The organism is Paenibacillus sp. BR2-3, from assembly GCF_046529485.1.
Classification (GTDB): domain Bacteria; phylum Bacillota; class Bacilli; order Paenibacillales; family Paenibacillaceae; genus Paenibacillus_AQ.
Map to the genome: position 1 here is coordinate 1,040,933 of NZ_CP126311.1, position 20,015 is coordinate 1,060,947.

Sequence of the window (20,015 nt, forward strand, 5' to 3'; positions counted from 1 at the left end):
GTCTTATGATTAAAATTGGCGTAGCCAGCCTTGCTCATATGCATGCCATAGGCTATATGGACGCTTTACAACAAATTGACGGTGTGGAGCTGGCGGGGATCTGGGACGAGGATGCAGAAAAAGGTAAAAAGATAGCTGAGCAGTATCAAACGGCGTTTTATCCATCTCTTGATCAACTGGCCGGCAGTGCGATCGACGCGGTCATCGTATGCTCCGAGAATGTCAAACATATCGATTGTGTCATGGCAGCAGCCAAAGCAGGGAAGCATGTGCTTTGCGAGAAACCGCTGGCCACCACGGTAGAGGATGCGCAGGCCATGATCGCGGTTTGCCGGGAGAACGGTGTGCTGCTTCAGACTGCTTTTCCGGTGCGTTTTCAGACCTCCATCAAACGGGGAAAGGAACTGTTGGACAGCGGCATGTACGGCAAAATCCTCGCGATGAAAGGGACGAACCGCGGACGCATTCCTGGCGGCTGGTTCCTGGACCGGGAGCAATCGGGCGGGGGAGCGGTAATGGATCATACCGTTCATGTCGTTGATGTGATGCGCTGGTACATGGGAGCGGAAGTGACGAGCGTGTATGCCGAGGCCGCCAGCCGGTTCTCGGAAGGGAAAATCGACGATTGCGGCATCCTGACGATGGAATTTGATAACGGTGTGTTTGCCAGCCTGGACTGCAGCTGGTCCCGCAACAAAAAGTTCCCGACCTGGGGAGATGTAACGCTGGATGTGGTGTGCGAATATGGCGTGCTGTCGATCAACGCCTTTAATCAAAAAATGAATTCCTACAGCGATGATAACGGAGTGAGCTGGGATTACTGGGGAGACAATATGGATCTGGAGCTAATCCGCGATTTTGTCTCTTCGGTCCGTGAAGGGGCGAAGACCGCTACGGTAACAGGAGAAGACGGCCTCCGGGCGCTGGAAGTGGCACTTGCCGCTTACCGGTCCGCCGAGGACCACCGTCCCGCCGCGGTTGACCTGGCCCGTTAGTGGGACAAGTACAATCCATTCGTTTTCTGGCTGCGTCCGGGATTTGAATTCCTATTATATACATGTTGAGCTGGCCTATAGCTGGACTTCTCTATGAAGGAAAACAATGTACAAATAAACCTCTCCTGTAAATGGTTGCTGGGACTACCATTTATCAAAGAGAGGTTTATTTTTGCTGTTTTTAAAGAGATTTTAGGGATGGTTTCCGCTGAAAGCAGCGGAGAGGACGGAACGATTGCGGAAAAGCGATAGCGTTCGCCTTGGTCTCCGGATTTTTACCGCAAAGGGAAATAAATAAAATTCTTACGACCACAGCGATTGGAGCAACGGTCCGTTCGCGGAGCCTCTCTCTGAACACCCCGTCTTTTTGCTTCACCAGAATATTAACGCAAAGTTTTCAGTGCACCGCTCCAAGCTATTACTTGGTCAAGCATGCCATTAACATTAGTAAGATGCAGATCGGCCGGCTTGAAGACAGATCCGTTCTCGAAATCAGTGAACAGTGACAATGCCGGGTGTACACGAACGTCCGCTACGGACAACTCTCCCAAGATTCCCCGCAGATGTTCAGCTGCACGGGCGCCGCCTACGGAACCATAGCTTACGATACCTGCTGCTTTATTGTTCCATGCATCACGTGCATAATCGAGGGCATTTTTCAATGATGCTGATATGCTGTGGTTGTATTCTTGAACGATAAATACGAAGCCGTCCAAGCTGGCAAGTTTTTCATTCCAAGCTGTTGCTTGTGCTGTAGCATCAGCTTCACCTAGAAGTGGAAGCTTGAAGTCTGCGATATCTACGATTTCATAATTAGCATCCCCGCGTTTATTAGCGACACTTTGTACCCATTCTCCTACCTGTGGACTTAGACGACCTTGACGAGTGCTTCCCAGGATAATTCCGATTTTTAACATTGTTTTTTCCTCCTCAGTAGTAGTTCTTCCAAATAGTTTGCCTAAAAAGCCCATTTCTACACCACTCATTTCTAAAGCTTAGAGGTATTATTCCCGAACTTCCAAATAATTAAATAATCGCAAATGTCTTAGGTTTAAGACTTTTGAATATAAAATAATAATAATGCGGTCAATTCCTTTTGTCAAGTAACTTTATAAAAGTTAGATAAAGCATTGTGAAGCTGATCAGTCGCTTTGGCGGCACCCTGAAATGGTGTATTAATTACAAGATTACTTGTTAAATCCGCTCCGCAGCGCCGAAATGATGTATCAAATGCAGGCCTGTTGATTAACCAACAATTGGTATCTTGTTGTCGATACAATAACATTACCCATTCCGCTTTCAAGAGCTGTAACAGAAGCAGACGAGCAAAAGCGGCAAAGGACATGTGAATATAACGGCTTCGACGGTCTGTAGTGTGCTTACGTTACACACTTAACTGCATTCTGTGCAACTATATGGGAGAAAACGGAGTACATCTTACTTACAATTGCATTTCGTGCAACTAAAATAGAGAAAATATCCGTTTTCCCGCCATTCTCCGCTAAATAGTTGCAGCAAGTACAACTAAGTTGCTTTATGTTGACTTACGGCGAGTAATAATTGCACCAAGTGCAACTATAGGCGGATGAGGTCCGCCAGAATCTGGTCTGCCGGAATCAGGTAACCGTAGGCGGCCTTTTGTATCCATTTTTTGTATAATCAACCGACCTGTATCAAATGCAGCTTCTTTTCGCTATTTTGCATATACCGGCCCCCTTGAAAACTTTCCGCAGAAAGCAAGCTTCGAAATGGTTTCCTTATTTTTTAACGTCATTTGTGAAATTAAAAATTTTAATAAAGTTAATACAAAACCTAAAACAAGTTAACATAACTAAAATAGTTGTCCCCTACAATGTAAATAGAACTCATACTTTAACTCTATGAAAAGGAGAAATGTTTTGCACAAAAGCATATACAATGTGGCGTCCTTTAATGTGCGTTTTGATAATCCCGCTGATCAAGAAAACAGTTGGGAATACAGAAAAGAGCATGTCCTCGGAATGATGCAATATTATTCTTGGGATGTTATAGGATTACAGGAAGTTTGCGGACATCAGCTTGATGAGATTGCGGGGCTATCGGAATACACCTATGAAGGTGTTGGACGAGAGAAGGATCACGTCAGCGAACATGGACCCATTTTTTATAAGAAGGATATATTCGAAAAAGAAGATGGCGGGACCTTTTGGTTATCTTTAACGCCTGATCGCCCGTCGAAATCATGGGATTCCGATTGCAAACGTATCTGTACTTGGACTAGGCTCAGGGATTTACGAAACGGCACGATCTTTGTATTCCTTAACACGCATCTCGACCACATCAGTGAAGAGTCCCGGTATCAGGGTGTGCGGCTCATTAAAAGTTGGATTGAAAAATATGCGTTAGATGTGCCTGTCATTTTAACGGGTGATTTCAATGCTTTCCCGGGCGAAAGGTGTTATCAGGAAATCACACAATCATTTCAGGATACCCGGCTGGCAGCAAATGCTGCACACTATGGACCCATTGGCACATTTACAGGCTTTGATTATAGCATTCCGTGGAAAGAGCTAAAGGGGATCGACTATATTTTTGCCAACGATAAGGTAAGTGTTCTGAAAACCAGGACTATTGTTGACAGCTTCGACAGAAGGTATCCTTCCGATCATTTTCCTGTAACGGCTGCGGTAGAGTTTTAACAATCGAATATCATAGAGGAGCGTTCACTAATTATGAAAAAATCTTTGAACTTATTTCTGCTAATAATCTCATTATGTTTGCTTGTAACAGCATGCGGTGGCAATAACTCTGGCAATAACACTGGGAATTCGACGGCTGCCTCTGAATCTCCATCGGCTGCTGCATCTGAGTCTCCGTCCAGCGAACCTGTAAAAAACGAGAAATTAATTGTATATACCAATGCGAATTCAGATGGCCGGGGCGAGTGGTTAATTGAGAAAGCGAAGACAGCCGGATTTGAGATTGAGCTGGTTGGAGCAGGTGGCGCGAATTTAACGAGCCGCTTAATTGCCGAGAAAAACAATCCTACCGCTGATGTTGTATATGGATTGAATTCCATGCTGTATGAAAACTTGAAAAAAGAAGATGTCCTTGTAAAATACGTTCCAGCATGGGCCGGAGAAGTGGAAGCAGGTTTAAACGATCCTGAAGGTTACTATCATGGTCTTGTGAGACAAGCGATTCTCTTGGCTTATAATTCGGAGAAGTATACTGCAGAGAATGCACCGAAGGATTGGGCGGATTTGTGGAACAATCCGGAGTTCAAAGGCTTGTATGAAGCCCCTACACTTCTGGGTCAAGGCACACCGCAGCTTGTAGTAGCAGGTATTCTTACCAGATACCAGGACGCTAATGGCGAGTATGGCATTTCCCAAGCAGGATGGGATGAAATCAAGAAATTTTATGACAACGGTGTTGGTGCGATAGAGGGTGAAGATTTCTATGCCAATCTGGCCAGCGGCAAAACACCAATTGGACCCGTGGTTTCCGGTGTGCTCGCAGCAAAAGAAGAACAATATGGCGTAAAAGCAGGAATTGTAAGTCCGGAAGTTGGAGTTCCTACGATTGTGGAACAAGCAGCGATTATTAAAGGGACGAAAGAAATGGAAACAGCGGAGAGATTTATTGAATGGATCGGAACAGCTGAAGTACAAGGAGAATTTGCCGCAGAGTTCAATGCTATGCCTGCTAATACGAAAGCCGTTGAACAAGCGAATGATAGTGTGAAGGCCCTTTATTCAACCATCAAACCTCAAACGTTTGACTGGAGCTTCGTTGCGGAGAATATGGGGAGCTGGGTAGAAAAGATCGAACTGCAAATCATGAAATAAAATATAGGTGCAGGAGTAAATATGATTACATTTAAAGACATTCAAATTAAATTCGCTGATTTTCACGCCATCAAAAACTTGAATCTGCAAGTAAAAGAAGGAGAGTTTTTCACCTTTCTGGGTCCTTCCGGGTGCGGGAAAACAACGATTCTTCGCAGCTTGGTTGGTTTTATTAAACCTTCCAGTGGTCAGATTTTGCTTAGTAATAAAGACATCACGAATGTACCCATCGAAAAGCGGGGCATCAGCATGGTTTTTCAAAGCTATGCCCTTTTTCCTACTATGAATGTATATGAGAATATTGCTTTTGGAATGCGGGTTAAACAGGCTTCTAAATCCGATGTGGATCGAGAGGTTAGAGATATTGCCCAGAAAGTAGATTTAAGTGAGGGACAGCTTGGCAAAAAAGTGTCTGAGTTATCCGGCGGACAACAACAACGTGTAGCAATAGCAAGGGCGCTTGTGCTTAAGCCCAGTATTCTCGCGCTGGATGAACCGCTTTCCAATCTGGATGCCAAGCTAAGAGTACAGCTGCGCAATGAATTAAAGGATCTTCAGAAGAAGTTTGGAATCACTACCATCTATGTGACCCATGATCAGGAAGAAGCTTTAACGTTGTCGGATCGGATTGCAGTTTTTAACCATGGAATCGTTGAACAAGTCGGTACGCCAAAAGAGATTTATAATCAATCGAAAACGGAATTTGTGTGCAACTTTATCGGGGATATCAACAAAATTGATCCGGATATTATTCAAAACAGTCGCTTGAAGGATTTCATTGATCCACAAAAAATCTCCTATATTCGAAATGAAAAGGTGAGTTTATCCCCCTTGCCTCAAATTAAAGATGCCGTTCAATTGAAAGGTAAAATTGTGGATCAGGAGTTTTATGGATTATATACAAAGTATTTAATAGAAGTTTCCGGTGGCGGATTGCTCAAAACAATCGAGAAGGAAAGCGGGCTGGACTATAACAAGGTGGGGGATGAGATTGATATCTATATAAATGTCAACGACATCTTGCAGTACTAGGGGGGATTACGTTGAAAATAGAGAGAATCAAAAATGCCCTATCGTCTGTTCCTGTGTCCGCTTTTCTTTTATATGGGCTGATTGCATGGTTTGTAATCACCTTCCTGATTTACCCTAACCTTAATGTTTACTATGAAATATTTTTTAAAGAAGGAAAGCTTTCATTTGAAGCCGCAGAAAAACTGTTGTCTTCCGATCGCGCGATGAAGAGTTTGTATAACAGCTTTCTTCTGGCCGTATCTCTTATTATCACGGTAAACATGGTTGGGGTGCTTTTGGTTCTGATCGTAGAGTACTTTGATATCAAGGGTGCCAAAATACTAAAGCTCGGTTATTTTACAACCCTTATTTACAGCGGTGTAGTTTTAGTATCCGGATACAAATTTGTTTATGGCGAAAATGGGTTTATTACAAAACTCCTGGCCAATCTGTTTCCTTCTTTTGATACGACGTGGTTTCACGGTTACTGGGCTGTTCTATTTGTCATGACGTTTGCCTGCACCTCCAATCATGTTCTTTTTCTAAGCAACGCCATGCGCAAAATTGATTTTCAAACGATCGAAGCAGCGAAGAACATGGGGGCGTCAACCTTTTATATCCTTAGAAGAGTTGTCTTTCCGGTATTAAAACCGACGATGTTTGCATTAACGATTCTGCTCTTTCTGACAGGCCTGGCGGCCACATCGGCTCCTCTGATTTTAGGCGGGACCGAGTTTCAAACCATTACACCTATGATTCTTACCTTTTCCAATAGCACTTCTTCCAGAGACTTGGCCGCGCTGTTGGCGCTCATCCTTGGACTGGCAACCTTGATTTTACTGACGATTATGATCAGATTCGAAAAGAACGGAAACTTTATGTCGGTATCCAAAGTAAAATCAGAGCTTGTGAAGCAGAAAATTAATAATAAGGCTGGAAACATAGCGGCACATATCGGGGCCTATGTGTTATTTTTAATTTACATTATCCCCGTAATTCTGATAGTCATCTTTTCTTTTACCGACGCACAAAGCATTTCCACTGCAACGCTCAGTTTTGACAAATTCACCTTTGATAATTACATCCAGGTGTTCTCCAGCATGTCCGCTTTTAGACCTTATCTGGTCAGCATTTCGTATGCGGCGGCAGCATCCATAACGGTTGTGGCCTTAACTTTAATAGCCTCGCGGATTTTGCATAAATACAAGAACAAATGGACCGATATGCTTGAATATTCTCTGCTCATACCCTGGATGCTGCCTTCGACATTGATAGCGATCGGACTCATTGTAACCTTTGACACGCCAAAGCTTATGATTGGAAATTCCGTTCTGGTTGGAACGGTATGGATGCTGTTCCTTGCCTATGTCATCGTCCACATTCCATTTACACTACGAATGATTAAAGCGTCCTTCTTTAGTTTGGACAGTAACCTTGAGGATGCTGCAAAAAATTTAGGCGCCAAGTCTTTTTATACCTTCAGACGAGTATTGTTGCCCATCATACTGCCATCAACGTTAGCGGTTCTTGCCTTGAACTTCAACGGCATACTGGCGGACTATGACCTTACCGTATTCCTGTATCATCCTTTGTTTCAACCTCTTGGCGTTGTTATAAAAAACAGTACAGACGCACAGGCTCTGGCTGATACAAGAGCGTTGACCTTAGTCTACTCCGTTATTCTGATGATCATGTCGGCGATTACATTGTACTGTGTATATGGGAATAAGGGTAAATTCAGAAAGGGGTAAACCACTTACGGTGGTCGATCAAACAGACGCTACCGTTTCCACTAGAAAATGGGGGTGTCCCAAAAGCATGGAAATGGCTACCGGGACACCCTTCGCTTGTGGAGTAGGATTTAAGTGGGTGTTTAGATGGACGCTCCGCGAACGGACCGTTGCTCCATCGCTGTGGTCGTAAGAATTTTATTTATTTTCCTTAGCGGTAAAAATACGTTCCCCTGGAGCATTGTTTTGTGGACGGGACCAAGATCGAGGCGAACGCCAATCGTTACACCTTTGTTTGGGGAGGCGCTTTCCTTGTAAGAGGGGCGCATAAATAAATAGCGAACCGCAATTGTCTATTACTAGACAGCTGTGGTTTTTTTCATTTTCGCAAGGATTGCCACGGTGCAGGTCTGTTGATTATACAAAAAATGGATACAAAAGGCCGCCTACGGTTACCTGATTCCGGCAGACCAGATTCTGGCGGACCTCATCCGCCTATAGTTGCACTTGGTGCAATTATTACTCGCCGTAAGTCAACATAAAGCAACTTAGTTGTACATGCTGCAACTATTTAGCGGAGAATGGCGGGAAAACGGATATTTTCTCTATTTTAGTTGCACGAAATGCAATTGTAAGTAAGATGTACTCCGTTTTCTCCCATATAGTTGCACAGAATGCAATTAAGTGTGTAACGTAAGCACACTACAGACCGTCAAAGTCGTTATATTCACATGTCCTTTGCCGCTTTTGCTTGTCTGCTTCTGTTACAGCTCTTGAAAGCGGAATGGGTAATGTTATTGTATCGACAACAAGATACCAATTGTTGGTTAATCAACAGGCCTGGCCACGGTGGATCATCCGGTAGTGGCCAAAATAGTAGCGATGGTTGCCCGCGAGGATGCTACTTTATATATTGGCCTCATACGGTTTCTACAGAAGCCTGGAAGATACCCTGAATGAGATTCAGCAGGCTGTTGAAGGTACCTGGAAGTGCAGATAGTCTGGGAGGACGGACTCCTTAAGGAGAAAACTAATAACTCACACAAGCCGCTTGTGTGAGTTAATTAGTTTTCGCGTATAATCAATGCTCAAAAGTAAACATATATATGTCTGGAGAAGCGTAATTAGTTAGGTAGATTAGTCCCTTTGATTAAAGGAGTTGGAGACTTGGAAACTGCTCTTATCGGAAGCTTTTTATCTGCAATGGCAACTGTACTTGGCGCAATCCCCATCCTGTTCGTGAAGCAATTATCGGAGAAGTGGAAGGATGTGCTCGTTGCATTCACAGCAGGGATTATGGTTTCTGCATCCACCTTTGGTTTAATGCCGCAAGCGATTATGGAGTCGGGTATTATCTCGTTAACCTTGGGTCTGATTACCGGGGTACTACTGCTCGATTTGATCGAGAAGAATATTCCTCATATAGATGTAGAGAACAAACCCGGGTATACAAACATGGATACTAAGGCGCTGCTTGTTATCATCGCGCTGTTCATTCATAATATTCCGGAAGGTCTCAGTACTGGATTTAGCTATGCCAGTGAGCAGGCCAGTCTAGGTCCCATGGTGGCTATTGCAATTGGCGCACAAAATATGCCAGAGGGGCTGATCTTGGCAGTCTTTCTGATGAACTCCAGAATAAGCAGGATGAAGGCGCTGGCGATTGTTACGCTTACGGGCCTGATGGAGATGGTCTCGGCGATTATTGGATACTTTACAGCTAGCTCTATACAGAATATGGTCGGTTACGGACTGGCGTTTGCCGCCGGAGCTATGCTGTTTATCGTTTACAAGGAGCTCATTCCGGAGAGCCATGGACACGGGTACGAACGACCATCAACGTATTCATTTATATTTGGATTGTTGGTTATGGTTTATATTACACAATTTTTCGGGTCAGGTGGATGAAGGAAAAAGACGGCCAACGAGATCGCAGTAGTCTGAGCTGCTACATCTCATCGGCCGTCTTGATTTATTTCAGGCGATTATCCCCGCAAAATATTCTCGATCTGCTCCAGCTCTTCTGAGCTGAGCTCCGGCGCATTCAGAGAGGCTACTGCATCCTCGATTTGGCTTACTTTGCTGGCGCCGATCAGGGCAGAGGTTACTTTTCCACCACGAAGTACCCACGATAAAGCCAGCTGCGACATTTTTTGACCGCGTACGGCAGCAATGTCGTTCAGCTTCCGTACCTTGCCGATAACCTCTTCGGTAATCTCCTTCTCGGACAGGAATACGCTTGGTCCGGCAGCGCGGGAATCTGCAGCGATACCGTTCAGGTAACGGTCGGTCAGGATACCTTTTTGCAGCGGTGAGAACGCAATGGTGCCGACCCCTTCCTCAGCCAGTACATCCTGCAGGCCGTCTTCGATCCAGCGGTTGAACATGGAGTAGCTTGGTTGATGGATAAGGCATGGAGTTCCAAGGCGGCGCAGGATTTGTGCAGCCTCACGCGCTTGCTCTGCTCCATAGTTCGAGATACCGACATAGAGCGCCTTGCCTTGGCGGACAATCAAATCGAGTGCTGCCATGGTCTCTTCCAGCGGAGTATTCGGGTCCGGACGGTGGTGATAGAAAATATCGACATAATCCAGCCCCATCCGCTGCAGACTCTGATCCAGACTGGAGACCAGATATTTCTTGGAGCCCCATTCGCCGTAGGGACCCGGCCACATATAATACCCGGCTTTGCTGGAAATGATCATTTCGTCACGGTAGGCGGTGAAATCTTTCTTCAGAATTTGCCCGAAATTTTCTTCGGCAGATCCTGCGGGCGGACCGTAGTTGTTGGCAAGATCGAAATGGGTAATGCCGAGATCGAAGGCTTTTCTTACCATGGCTCTGCCGTTCTCAAATACATCGTTACCGCCGAAGTTGTGCCACAGTCCGAGCGAGATCGCCGGAAGGCGCAGACCGCTTTTGCCTGTGCGGTTATATGTCATACTGTCATATCTGGTGGGACTGGCGTTGTACATTCTTTTTCCTCCTAAAGGTTTATCTAGCACCAATTGTAGCGAAAGAGAGGGTGTAAGCGTATGTCAGTATGGATGGGATTTATAGAACAATGTCATTATTCATATGCCGGATGCGATATGCCTTCGGTGAACAACCCTTTACTTTCTTGAACATGCGCGAGAAAAGCAGGGCATCCTGATAACCGACGGAGTGTGAAATTTCACCAATAGTACATGGAGTCTCCGTCAGCAGTTCGCATGCCTTGGCGATCCGGAAATTCAATAAATACTGCTGTGGTGGGAGTCCGATCGCCCGTTTGAACAATGATGACAAGTATTTGCGGTCCAGCTTCAATGTAGAGGACATCATTTCTACCGTGACATTCTCACAGTAATGGGAATGCAGGAAATGGAGGCATTGCTCAACATATATGCTTTTCTGTTTGGGTAAAGGAAGGATGTCCGAGGAGGCCGGGACCGTTTGCAGCAACAGGGCAAAGAACTGGTAAAGGATTGCTTTTAAGGGGAGATCAAGACTATCAGTAGTCTCTGCAGCCTGTGTAAGACGTTCATATAGCTCCGGCATCATAAGTTGATCCATCGGGAACACCGGATGCTCGGGAGATAATGATGTTTTGGACAAAAGATAATCTACCTGCTCACCGGTGAAGGCGATCCAGGAGTACGTCCAAGGGGTGTGCAAATCTGCTGCATAATAAGTAACAATGTGCGGGTAGGTCAGAAAGGCTTGTCCGGCTTGGAGGTTATGAGAATACTCGCCTACAGATACCTGGCCTGTTCCCTCATGAATGAAATGGATTTTATACAAGTCGCGTACCCCGGGTCCGACAGAATGTCCGGAAGCACACTTCTCCCGTCCCCAATAATGAAGATGAAGGTCGGGATTGCCCCGGAAGGGACGCTCGGAATTGTAATTGAATATAGCCATGGCTGCTTCAGCCTCTTTCCTGGATTAAGGTGGTTCTTGCATAAGGATGATGGATACTTCTTCATTATACAATATATTTTATACGGCTGATAAACCGAAAGAAGTCCCATCCTCTTTGTTGAGGTGGGACTTTCCTATAAATCGAAGGGGGAGGCTTAGGCTTCCATCTTCAGCATAATGAGCTCTTCTACAGGCTCTCCCTGGATCAGATGCTCCTCTACAATCCGTGAAACATCGTCCTGGGTCACGTTGTAATACCATATGCCATCGGGATATACAATGAGAAAGGGACCGTTGCCGCACAGTCCCAGGCAGCTCGTTTTGTTGATTTTTACCGTTTTGTGAATACCCTTCGCTACAAGCTCTTCCTTGAAGGCCTGCATGAGGTCTTCCACCTCCTGGTTGGCGCAGTGCTCACTGCAGCAAAACAGCAGATGATCCTTCAATACCTTTAACCTCATGTTCATGGGTACGCCTCCTGCGATGTAGTGTTTATTAACATATCTAAAGAGAGTATAGCTTTTTACAGGGCAGAAATCATAGCCAAACGGCGATTGTTCTAAAAGGCTTAACAAATAGGGTGATTTTATAAAAATCATGTTAGATTACATAACTTTATATTTAAAAAAATGACAATATTGTGTCTCTATTCCTAAACATATCCTGTTTCATAACTTTATATCTGGATCTTACTTCAAATTTGTAATATTTCAGTTTATCCGGGAGCAGTTTGGTTAATAAAGCTATGAGCAAGTCAATAGTAAACCAAAATAAAAAGCTAGCAGGAGGGAATCGTTATGAATAAGAAAATTGTAGGTGTGTTTTATAGTGAGCATGAGGCTTCTCAGGCTATTCAGGATTTAAAACATCATGGTTTTCAAGCAGAAGATATCTCCGTTATTGCTAGAAACAAACGTGATGTAAATTCGATTAGCGACGAAACGGGAACAAAAGCACCAGAGGGAATGGCATCCGGGGCTGCAACCGGCGGTCTGCTCGGCGGTCTGACGGGACTGCTTGCAGGGATTGGCGCCTTGGCTATTCCGGGCATCGGCCCCATCATCGCAGCAGGACCTATCGCAGCAACGCTGGCGGGAGCTGCCGTTGGTGCCGGTACAGGCGGACTTGTGGGCGGTCTGATCGGACTCGGTATACCGGAAGATGAAGCGAAAAGCTATGATAATTATGTAAGTGAAGGCCGGATTCTCGTTATGGTGGACGCTGACCACGTACAGGTGAATGATGTGTATTCTGTTTTCCGCAACCACCATTCAGTGAATTCTGACCGCTATGTGGACGCCGCATTCAACGGCTCGGGACTGGAAGGTCGCAGTGATACGGGGCTGGATACCATGAATTCCACTTTGGTTAACGAGCGGCGGACCGCAGATTATACGACGGACCGAGATCTGGATGAGGACCGCAAGCTGCGGCTGCGGGAAGAACAGCTGGATGTATCCAAAAACAAGGTGCAGTCCGGTGAGGTTGCGATTCATAAGGATGTCGTGGAGGAGCAAAAAACAATCAACGTTCCGGTTACCCGTGAAGAAATTGTCATTGAGCGGCACTCTGTGAATAATGACTCTACGTCAGATTCCATTGGCGCGGATGAAACGATCCGCATACCTGTAAGTGAAGAAAAGGTTGAAGTCCGCAAAAATACGGCAGTCACCGGCGAAGTGGACGTTCATAAACGTGAATATCAAGATACCGAGCAGGTTAGGGATACAGTGAAGCGTGAAGAAACCCGGGTGGACAAGACTGGCGATGTGAAGGTCAGTGGCAGTGATGAACTCAGCACGGATCGCAGCCGGACCCGTGAAGAAGATTCCATGTATAACAGACGTTAATCTTTGAGAAAACAGCAGCGATTCTCCCTTTATTGGAGAATCGCTGCTTTGCGTTTTTGGTCAGTGGCGGCTTGCTTCAGGAGATGGTAGCTGCCCGGATAGGCTGTGGCATGGACGATACGAACGAGGTGATTTTAAAGAGGAGTGCAGAAACTTTTTCCACTTAAAGCAGCGGAGAGGATGGAACAACGGTCCGTTCGCGGAGCGTCCACCCAAGAGCCCGCGTCCAACCTACGCAAAAAACCAGGGGATATCCAGCAGCCATTTCATGGCTTTTGGGACACCCCCTTTTGTTATTGAGCTATTACATAGACGCCGCATTCTGTCTGCCGGGCAGTCGAGTCGGAATTTCCTTGCCCGGGAGAAAATGAATACTGCGGATATAACGGATGGTGCGGCTCTGCGCCCGCATAATTACAGAATGTGTCTCGGCCCGCTCTTGGCCGATCAAACGGACACCATTCAGAAATTCGCCGGAGGTTACACCGGTTGCGGCGAAGATAACGTCACCCGTGCCTACCATGTCCTCCATGTAGAGCACGCGCGTCGGATTGGCGATGCCCATCCGCATGCACCGCTGCAGCTCGAACGGACCTTCCGGCAGCAATTTGCCCTGCATTTCCCCGCCCAGGCATTTCAGCGCAGCCGCAGCCAGCACTCCTTCGGGTGCTCCGCCGGAGCCCATGTACAAATCAACATCACTGTCGGGCAGAGCCGCCGCGATAGCACCGGCTACATCTCCGTGACTCAGCAATTTGATGCGAACACCTGCTGTGCGCAGTGCTGCAATCAGCTTCTCGTGCCGTTTGCGGTCAAGAACCATCACGGTTAATTCGGAGAGGGACTTGCCGGTATGAGCGGATGCCTTCTGCAAGGTGATCTCAACGGGATCTTCAATGGACAGCTTGCCGGCAAGCTCGGGACCGCAGGCCAACTTCTCCATGTATATGTCAGGAGCGTGCAGCAGGCTGCCCTTACTGGCAATGGCAATCACGGATTGGGCATTGTGCAGTCCGCAGGCAACGACCTCGGTTCCTTCCAGCGGATCAACCGCGACGTCGACCGAGGGGCCGTTACGGTTCCCGACCCGCTCCCCGATATAGAGCATCGGTGCATCATCCATTTCACCTTCGCCGATAACAACGGTACCGTCAATGGAGACGGAATCAAACATGGAACGGATAGCGGTCGTAGCCGCATCATCAGCTGCATTCTTATCTCCCCGGCCAATCCAGCGGGCCGATGCCAGAGCACCCATTTCAGTTACCCGTACAATCTCAAGAGCCAATTCGCGTTCCATATGATTTCCCTCCAGTTCAAATGATAATCAGATATAACCCATGATAATTCCGGCGGTTTCCTCGATGGCCTTGTCGGTAATATCAATAACAGGGCACTCTAACCGGGCAAATAGGGCCTCGGCATATTCCATCTCTTCCGTTATGCGGGCCAGGCTGGCGTATTGGGAGCCAACCGGCAGGCCCAGCATCTTCAGGCGCTCGGAGCGGATTTTCAGCATATGCTCCGGGTCCATTCGCAGCCCGATCAGCCGGTTCGCAGGCAGACTAAGGAGCTGCTGGGGCGGGCCGATCTCCGGTACAATCGGATAGTTGACGACTTTTTTGCCCCGGTGGGCGAGAAAGATGCTGAGCGGCGTCTTGGAGGTGCGGGACATGCCCAGCAGGACAATATCCGCCCTCAGCATCGCGCCGAGGTCGCGCCCGTCATCACAGGCGACAGTGAACTCAATCGCCTCGATACGTCGGAAGTAGTCCTCATCGAGCTGATGCAGGAGACCGGGTTTACGCTGCGGAGCATCATTAAATGTATCAATGAATGCTTGCATCATGGGACCCATAATATCCACAATGCGCAGATCAAGCCGAACGGCCTCCTCGCGGATAGTCTCCCGAAGCTCCGGCTGTACGAGGGTGTAGGCGACAAAGCCTTGACTCTGTGCAGCTTCTTCCATAAGCTTTTTCAGCTCATCCTCATGTCTTACATTGCCGTATCTTCTGATCGTGACGCGCTGATTCTGAAATTGATGAATGACGGCCTGCACGACAGCCTCCGCCGTATCCCCTATAGAATCCGAGCATATTGTTATGAAGTGTGAAGATTCTTCCATACTCTTCTGGTTCCTCCCGTTATCCTCTGGCTTCGAGATCGAGGAGAAGTTTTACGATGGAGGTTTTCGTCAGGCGACCTACTACGTCCAGCTTTGTGCCTGCTCCTTCCACATGGCAGGGAACAACCACCGGCAAACTGTCTACCTCGTGAAAAATCATTTTGTGGGCGGCGTCGAGCACCGTTTCATCAGGCAGAATCGTTACTACCTTGGGCTGGCGCGTCATGACCATGCTTACAGGCATGGATACTGCGCCAGGATTGCCCAGCGTCACTTTCAAAAAATCTTTGCGGGAAGCCACTCCGGCCAGCTTGCCGTCTTCGTCGCAAATGATCAGCGTGCCGACATCCTGCAGAAACAGTGTGACCACGGCGTCCTGAATGGTAGTCGTCTCGCGGATGATAATAGGCACGCTTTGAATATCCTTGACCTGGGTTTCCTGCAGCAGATAGCCGCTGCCCAGACTTGGTGAGGATTTCTTGCCGAGAAAATAACCCACCTTCGGTTTGGCGTCGATATAATCGAGCATAACCAGTACAGACAGATCGGAGCGGATGGTCGGCCGGCTAAGGTGCAGGCTTTCGGCAATCTGTTCTCCAGTAATCGGAGCTTTTTTTTTCACAATATCAATGATTTGCAGTTGACGGGATGTCAGTTCGATCACGGGTTACCTCCACTTCCAGATACAACAAGGTAGTCCTTTATAGAAAAGGAGCACCGATTGCCCGTTCCCCCTTTCATATATGAGTCTTATTGAGAAAATAATCTGCTTTATGGATTATATAATACGCAATAATGATCATTAATGCAAGATATAGTACGTACTATATCGGATTTTTTTTGAAGAATTCGTTTTCATTCTTTGGTTCAGGATAATTCGCTTTAAAATGGTTTTCCGCCAAGTCGCGGAAAATTAATACATATAAATTCGCGGTTACCGGCGTTAAAATGGATGGGTAAGGTTACCGGATTCAAGGAAATAAACCAAACAATTCAAAGAGGGGGCTGGATTATGCAGCATCGTAACCTGAAACCTTTCCCGGAACATTTTCTTTGGGGCGGTTCCACATCGGCCTATCAAATCGAGGGAGCATGGGACGAAGACGGCAAAGGTCCTTCTGTAATCGATATCGGGCACCGGGTTGAGGGAACGGCCGACTTCAAGGTAGCCAGCGACCATTACCATCATTATAAACAGGATGTCGCTCTGCTTGCCGAAATGGGATTTAAAGCGTACCGCTTTTCGATTGCATGGACGCGTATCTATCCTGAGGGCACAGGAAAATTAAATGCGAAGGGAATAGATTTCTATAACAACCTGATCAACGAACTGATCTCTTATAAAATAGAACCGATAGTTACGATGTATCATTTTGATCTGCCGTATGCGCTGCAGAAACGAGGCGGCTGGTCTAACCGGGACACGATCGACGCTTTTGAAAATTACTCCAGAACGCTGTTCGAACATTTCGGGGATCGGGTCAACTATTGGCTGACCATTAATGAGCAGAACATGATGATTCTTCATGGTACGGCAATAGGGACGGTGGACCCGAATCTGGAAAATCCGGAAAAAGAGCTGTACCAGCAAAACCATCATATGCTTCTGGCCCAGGCCAAAGCGATTGCTGCTTGCCACGATATGCTTCCGAATACCAAAATCGGCCCTGCGCCTAATATTTCCTGTATCTATCCGGCGAGTTCAAAACCGGAGGATGTGCTGGCTGCCCATAATTTTAGTTCCATCCGCAACTGGCTCTATTTGGACATGGCCTGCTTCGGACGTTATAACGACGTGGCTTGGAGTTATTTCGAGGCGAAAGGCTACACACCGGTTATTTTGGAAGGTGATATGGACATATTGGCTGCGGCCAAACCGGATTTTATTGCTTTTAACTACTACAATTCGATGGCCGTAGCGGAAAGCACCGGGAATTCAAGCGACGTTGGCAGCACGGGCGATCAGCAGATCGTTGTCGGCGAAACGGGCGTTTATAAGGGGCACAGCAATCCCTACCTGCAGAAAACGGAATTCGGGTGGGAAATCGATCCCGTCGGTTTTCGGATTACGCTCCGTGAGATCAACGAACGCTACCACCTGCCATTAATCGTTACGGAGAACGGCTTGGGCGCTTACGATCAATTGGAAGACGGCGATAAGATTAATGACGACTACAGGATTGAATATTTGCGCCGGCATCTTGAGCAGTGCCAGCTGGCCATTTCCGACGGCGTTCCTTTATTCGGATACTGCCCTTGGTCGGCTATCGATCTCGTTAGCACCCATCAGGGAATAGGCAAACGATACGGCTTTATTTACGTCAATCGTGATGAATTCGATCTGAAGGACATGCGGCGAATCCGCAAGAAAAGCTTTTTCTGGTACAAGGATTTGATAGAATCTAGCAGCTTAACTGAATAGGGATACAGTGAATAAACCTCCAATTCCATGGGTTCAATGGTTTGAAGGTTTATTCGCTTTGGCTCAGGCTGCTTTTGAAACCTACTAATGAACTGGAGATGGGGGACTATTCCTGTGCATTCCCGCGTATATGATATCCTGCACATTCTGTTAACTGAATCTGTGGTAACGGGCGAATATTTGGCAAATACGATTAAGGTTTCTTCCAGAACGATCCGCAATGATATGAAAGAACTTGATTCGCTGCTTTCCCGGTATGGAGCAAGCATTAAATCCCTGATGGGAGCTGGCTATCAGCTTGAAGTTATTGATGACCAATTGTTTCGCAAGCTGTTGAAGGAAGTGATCCGCAGCGATAACGGGAAGCCCGGGGACATACCGGAATTCGAGGAGGATCGAAGCCGATTTCTTCTGAAATGCCTGCTTCTGGCCGAAGGTTACGTCAAGCTGGACGATTTGGCGGACAAAATGTATGTGAGCAGATCGACCATTCAGAATGATATCAAGAATGTAAAACAAATATTGAAGAGATACGACCTTTGCCTTGATAAGCGCCCGAACTACGGTATCAAGATCAAAGGGATCGAAAATAAGCTCCGCTACTGCCTTTCGGAGTTTATTTTTAATCGTAACGATGAGAGCAGGAACGCTTGCGGTTTCCCGCTGCCGCTCCTTTCGCAGAACGAAATGGCTGTGATCCGGGACTGTATTCTTGAGCAGGTTGAGGAGAATGGAATCTCTCTTTCTGATATCGCGCTGAACAATCTTGGAATCCATATCGCAATCGCCTGCAAACGAATCCTTGAACAGAAATACGCTTCCTTTTATCCGGAAGAAATCATAAGAATCGAGACTCAAAAAGAATATGGAGTAGCGCAAAAACTGGCCGCGATGATCGGGAAGGAGCTGCATTTGACATTTCCCTCGGCCGAAATTGCATATATTGCCATTCATCTCCTTGGGGTCAAGACCATTACGGATGCCCACATCAATCTGACGGAAATCAAAAGCTTTATTACCGGGGAAATCTATCAGCTGACCGAGGAGATTCTGGAAATGATCGAAAAAGACCTGCAGCTGGGTATACGGTATGATACAGAATTGTTTATAAGCTTAAGCCTGCATCTGAAGCCTGTCATCAACCGGTTCAACTATGGGATGAAGGTGCGGAATCCCATGCTGGATGACTTTAAACACAATTATCCGGTCGCCTTTGAGGCGGGGATACTGGCCGCAGAAGTGATCAGGCGCGAACTTGGCATAGTGATCGACGACAATGAGATCGGTTATCTGGCCATTCATATCGGAGGAGCCATGGAGCGTAAGAAAATGGAGAACAGGCCCAAGCGCTGCATGATTGTATGTGCATCAGGGGCGGGAAGCGCCCGGCTGCTGTATTACAAGCTGCAATCCGTCTTCGGGACCAAGCTGGACATTGTCGGAACGACAGAATATTACAAGTTGGACCGGTTGCCGCTTCACTCCCTTGACTTTGTCATCAGTACGATTCCGCTTCCGGATACACTGCCGATCCCCCATGTTGAAGTGAAAACCTTTCTTGGCGGAGAAGATATCGAACGGATCGGCCAAGTCGTTTCGGGGTCCGGCTTTCCCGCATTGGAATATATGCGCAAGAAGCTGCTGTTTCTTCAACAGAAGTTCGACAGCAAGGAGGAAGTGCTGCATTTTCTGGGCAGTAAGCTTCTGGGACTCGGATTGGTGGACGAATCCTTTACGGATTCTGTCTTCAAGCGGGAGTCGGTCTCCCCGACTTCCTTTGGCAACTTTGTCGCCATTCCGCATCCGTTGAAGCCGCAGACCCAATCGACCTTCTGGGTGATATGCACGTTGCAGAAATCCATTAACTGGGACGATAAACCGGTTCAATTGATTTGTCTTCTCTGCGTGCAGCGCAACAGTACGGAGGATCTGCAGAAAATGTACGACATTCTCGCAAGCATTCTAAATAATGAAGAACTGGTGCAGCAGCTCCTGAGGTGCAAAACATATCAGGATTTCATACATGTATTTTGCACGCTGACCTAAGCCGACGTTTGGATGATAAAGCAGCCAATATACAGGATGGTCTGTGAGGTTTTGTTTTTCCGTATTATGGCGGCAAAACACTAGCTGTAGATGTAAGCGT

17 protein-coding genes are annotated in these 20,015 nt (G+C 46.8%); 10 read left to right on the top strand and 7 right to left on the bottom strand.

Going from position 1 to position 20,015, the window contains the following annotated elements; all coding sequences use genetic code 11:
* Positions 1-8: 8 nt before the first annotated feature.
* Entirely contained in the window at positions 9-995 is a 987-nt protein-coding gene (locus PaeBR_RS04940) for a Gfo/Idh/MocA family protein (protein WP_410515074.1), read from the top strand.
* 93 nt (positions 996-1,088) lie between these two features.
* A complete protein-coding gene (locus PaeBR_RS04945) occupies positions 1,089-1,247 on the top strand; it encodes a hypothetical protein (RefSeq protein WP_410513778.1) in 159 nt (52 codons plus the stop codon).
* A gap of 131 nt (positions 1,248-1,378) precedes the next feature.
* Here the strand turns inward: PaeBR_RS04945 and PaeBR_RS04950 are convergent, their stop codons facing one another.
* Entirely contained in the window at positions 1,379-1,966 is a 588-nt protein-coding gene (locus tag PaeBR_RS04950) for an NADPH-dependent FMN reductase (RefSeq protein ID WP_410515075.1), read from the bottom strand.
* Positions 1,967-2,929: 963 nt separating this feature from the next.
* Between PaeBR_RS04950 and PaeBR_RS04955 the strand changes: the two genes are divergently transcribed.
* The 5 genes from PaeBR_RS04955 to PaeBR_RS04975 all read left to right on the top strand — a co-directional run bounded on the left by PaeBR_RS04955 (position 2,930) and on the right by PaeBR_RS04975 (position 9,474).
* Positions 2,930-3,673, top strand: a complete 744-nt coding sequence (locus tag PaeBR_RS04955; RefSeq protein ID WP_410513779.1) for an endonuclease/exonuclease/phosphatase family protein — start codon at positions 2,930-2,932, stop codon at positions 3,671-3,673.
* 33 nt (positions 3,674-3,706) lie between these two features.
* Positions 3,707-4,825, top strand: a complete 1,119-nt coding sequence (locus tag PaeBR_RS04960; protein WP_410513780.1) for an extracellular solute-binding protein — start codon at positions 3,707-3,709, stop codon at positions 4,823-4,825.
* A 21-nt stretch (positions 4,826-4,846) separates the two neighbouring features.
* A complete protein-coding gene (locus tag PaeBR_RS04965) occupies positions 4,847-5,857 on the top strand; it encodes an ABC transporter ATP-binding protein (protein ID WP_410513781.1) in 1,011 nt (336 codons plus the stop codon).
* A 17-nt stretch (positions 5,858-5,874) separates the two neighbouring features.
* Positions 5,875-7,587 (top strand): ABC transporter permease, encoded by a 1,713-nt coding sequence (locus PaeBR_RS04970; RefSeq protein WP_410515076.1) that lies wholly within the window; start codon positions 5,875-5,877, stop codon positions 7,585-7,587.
* Between the two features lie 1,146 nt (positions 7,588-8,733).
* Positions 8,734-9,474: a ZIP family metal transporter gene (locus PaeBR_RS04975; protein WP_410513782.1), complete on the top strand. Its 741-nt coding sequence runs from the start codon at positions 8,734-8,736 to the stop codon at positions 9,472-9,474.
* Positions 9,475-9,551: 77 nt separating this feature from the next.
* Here PaeBR_RS04975 and mgrA read toward each other — a convergent pair whose 3' ends face one another.
* The 3 genes from mgrA to PaeBR_RS04990 all read right to left on the bottom strand — a co-directional run bounded on the left by mgrA (position 9,552) and on the right by PaeBR_RS04990 (position 11,936).
* A complete protein-coding gene (mgrA, locus tag PaeBR_RS04980) occupies positions 9,552-10,541 on the bottom strand; it encodes an L-glyceraldehyde 3-phosphate reductase (RefSeq protein ID WP_410513783.1) in 990 nt (329 codons plus the stop codon).
* 79 nt (positions 10,542-10,620) lie between these two features.
* Positions 10,621-11,469: an AraC family transcriptional regulator gene (locus tag PaeBR_RS04985; RefSeq protein WP_410513784.1), complete on the bottom strand. Its 849-nt coding sequence runs from the start codon at positions 11,467-11,469 to the stop codon at positions 10,621-10,623.
* Between the two features lie 155 nt (positions 11,470-11,624).
* Positions 11,625-11,936 (bottom strand): (2Fe-2S) ferredoxin domain-containing protein, encoded by a 312-nt coding sequence (locus PaeBR_RS04990; protein WP_410513785.1) that lies wholly within the window; start codon positions 11,934-11,936, stop codon positions 11,625-11,627.
* Positions 11,937-12,266: 330 nt separating this feature from the next.
* On the opposite strand from PaeBR_RS04990, the gene PaeBR_RS04995 reads away from it, so the two are divergent.
* Positions 12,267-13,319, top strand: a complete 1,053-nt coding sequence (locus PaeBR_RS04995) for a YsnF/AvaK domain-containing protein (RefSeq protein WP_410513786.1) — start codon at positions 12,267-12,269, stop codon at positions 13,317-13,319.
* Between the two features lie 304 nt (positions 13,320-13,623).
* On the opposite strand, the gene glpX is transcribed toward PaeBR_RS04995, so the two are convergent.
* Genes glpX through PaeBR_RS05010 form a run of 3 tightly spaced genes read right to left on the bottom strand, consistent with a single transcriptional unit; the run spans position 13,624 to position 16,111 of the window.
* A complete protein-coding gene (gene glpX, locus PaeBR_RS05000) occupies positions 13,624-14,619 on the bottom strand; it encodes a class II fructose-bisphosphatase (RefSeq protein ID WP_410513787.1) in 996 nt (331 codons plus the stop codon).
* A 27-nt stretch (positions 14,620-14,646) separates the two neighbouring features.
* Positions 14,647-15,447 (bottom strand): pyruvate, water dikinase regulatory protein, encoded by an 801-nt coding sequence (locus PaeBR_RS05005; protein ID WP_410513788.1) that lies wholly within the window; start codon positions 15,445-15,447, stop codon positions 14,647-14,649.
* 19 nt (positions 15,448-15,466) lie between these two features.
* Positions 15,467-16,111 carry a helix-turn-helix transcriptional regulator gene (locus PaeBR_RS05010; RefSeq protein WP_410513789.1) on the bottom strand — a complete coding sequence of 215 codons (645 nt, stop codon included), beginning with the start codon at positions 16,109-16,111 and terminating at the stop codon, positions 15,467-15,469.
* A 348-nt stretch (positions 16,112-16,459) separates the two neighbouring features.
* Between PaeBR_RS05010 and PaeBR_RS05015 the strand changes: the two genes are divergently transcribed.
* Together PaeBR_RS05015 and PaeBR_RS05020 are read left to right on the top strand one after the other, a co-directional pair.
* Positions 16,460-17,869 (top strand): glycoside hydrolase family 1 protein, encoded by a 1,410-nt coding sequence (locus tag PaeBR_RS05015; protein ID WP_410513790.1) that lies wholly within the window; start codon positions 16,460-16,462, stop codon positions 17,867-17,869.
* A gap of 114 nt (positions 17,870-17,983) precedes the next feature.
* The gene (locus PaeBR_RS05020; RefSeq protein WP_410513791.1) at positions 17,984-19,915 is read left to right on the top strand and encodes a BglG family transcription antiterminator; all 1,932 of its coding nucleotides are present in this window, start codon (positions 17,984-17,986) and stop codon (positions 19,913-19,915) included.
* Positions 19,916-20,015: the final 100 nt, after the last annotated feature.

Coding starts and splice junctions, on each gene's coding strand:
- PaeBR_RS04990 (WP_410513785.1), bottom strand. CDS start 11,936: ATGAACATGAGGTTAAAGGTATTGAAGGATCATCTGCTGTTTTGCTGC.
- mgrA (WP_410513783.1), bottom strand. CDS start 10,541: ATGTACAACGCCAGTCCCACCAGATATGACAGTATGACATATAACCGC.
- PaeBR_RS05005 (WP_410513788.1), bottom strand. CDS start 15,447: ATGGAAGAATCTTCACACTTCATAACAATATGCTCGGATTCTATAGGG.
- glpX (WP_410513787.1), bottom strand. CDS start 14,619: ATGGAACGCGAATTGGCTCTTGAGATTGTACGGGTAACTGAAATGGGT.
- PaeBR_RS04950 (WP_410515075.1), bottom strand. CDS start 1,966: ATGGGCTTTTTAGGCAAACTATTTGGAAGAACTACTACTGAGGAGGAA.
- PaeBR_RS04960 (WP_410513780.1), top strand. CDS start 3,707: ATGAAAAAATCTTTGAACTTATTTCTGCTAATAATCTCATTATGTTTG.
- PaeBR_RS05015 (WP_410513790.1), top strand. CDS start 16,460: ATGCAGCATCGTAACCTGAAACCTTTCCCGGAACATTTTCTTTGGGGC.
- PaeBR_RS04985 (WP_410513784.1), bottom strand. CDS start 11,469: ATGGCTATATTCAATTACAATTCCGAGCGTCCCTTCCGGGGCAATCCC.
- PaeBR_RS04965 (WP_410513781.1), top strand. CDS start 4,847: ATGATTACATTTAAAGACATTCAAATTAAATTCGCTGATTTTCACGCC.
- PaeBR_RS04995 (WP_410513786.1), top strand. CDS start 12,267: ATGAATAAGAAAATTGTAGGTGTGTTTTATAGTGAGCATGAGGCTTCT.
- PaeBR_RS04945 (WP_410513778.1), top strand. CDS start 1,089: ATGAAGGAAAACAATGTACAAATAAACCTCTCCTGTAAATGGTTGCTG.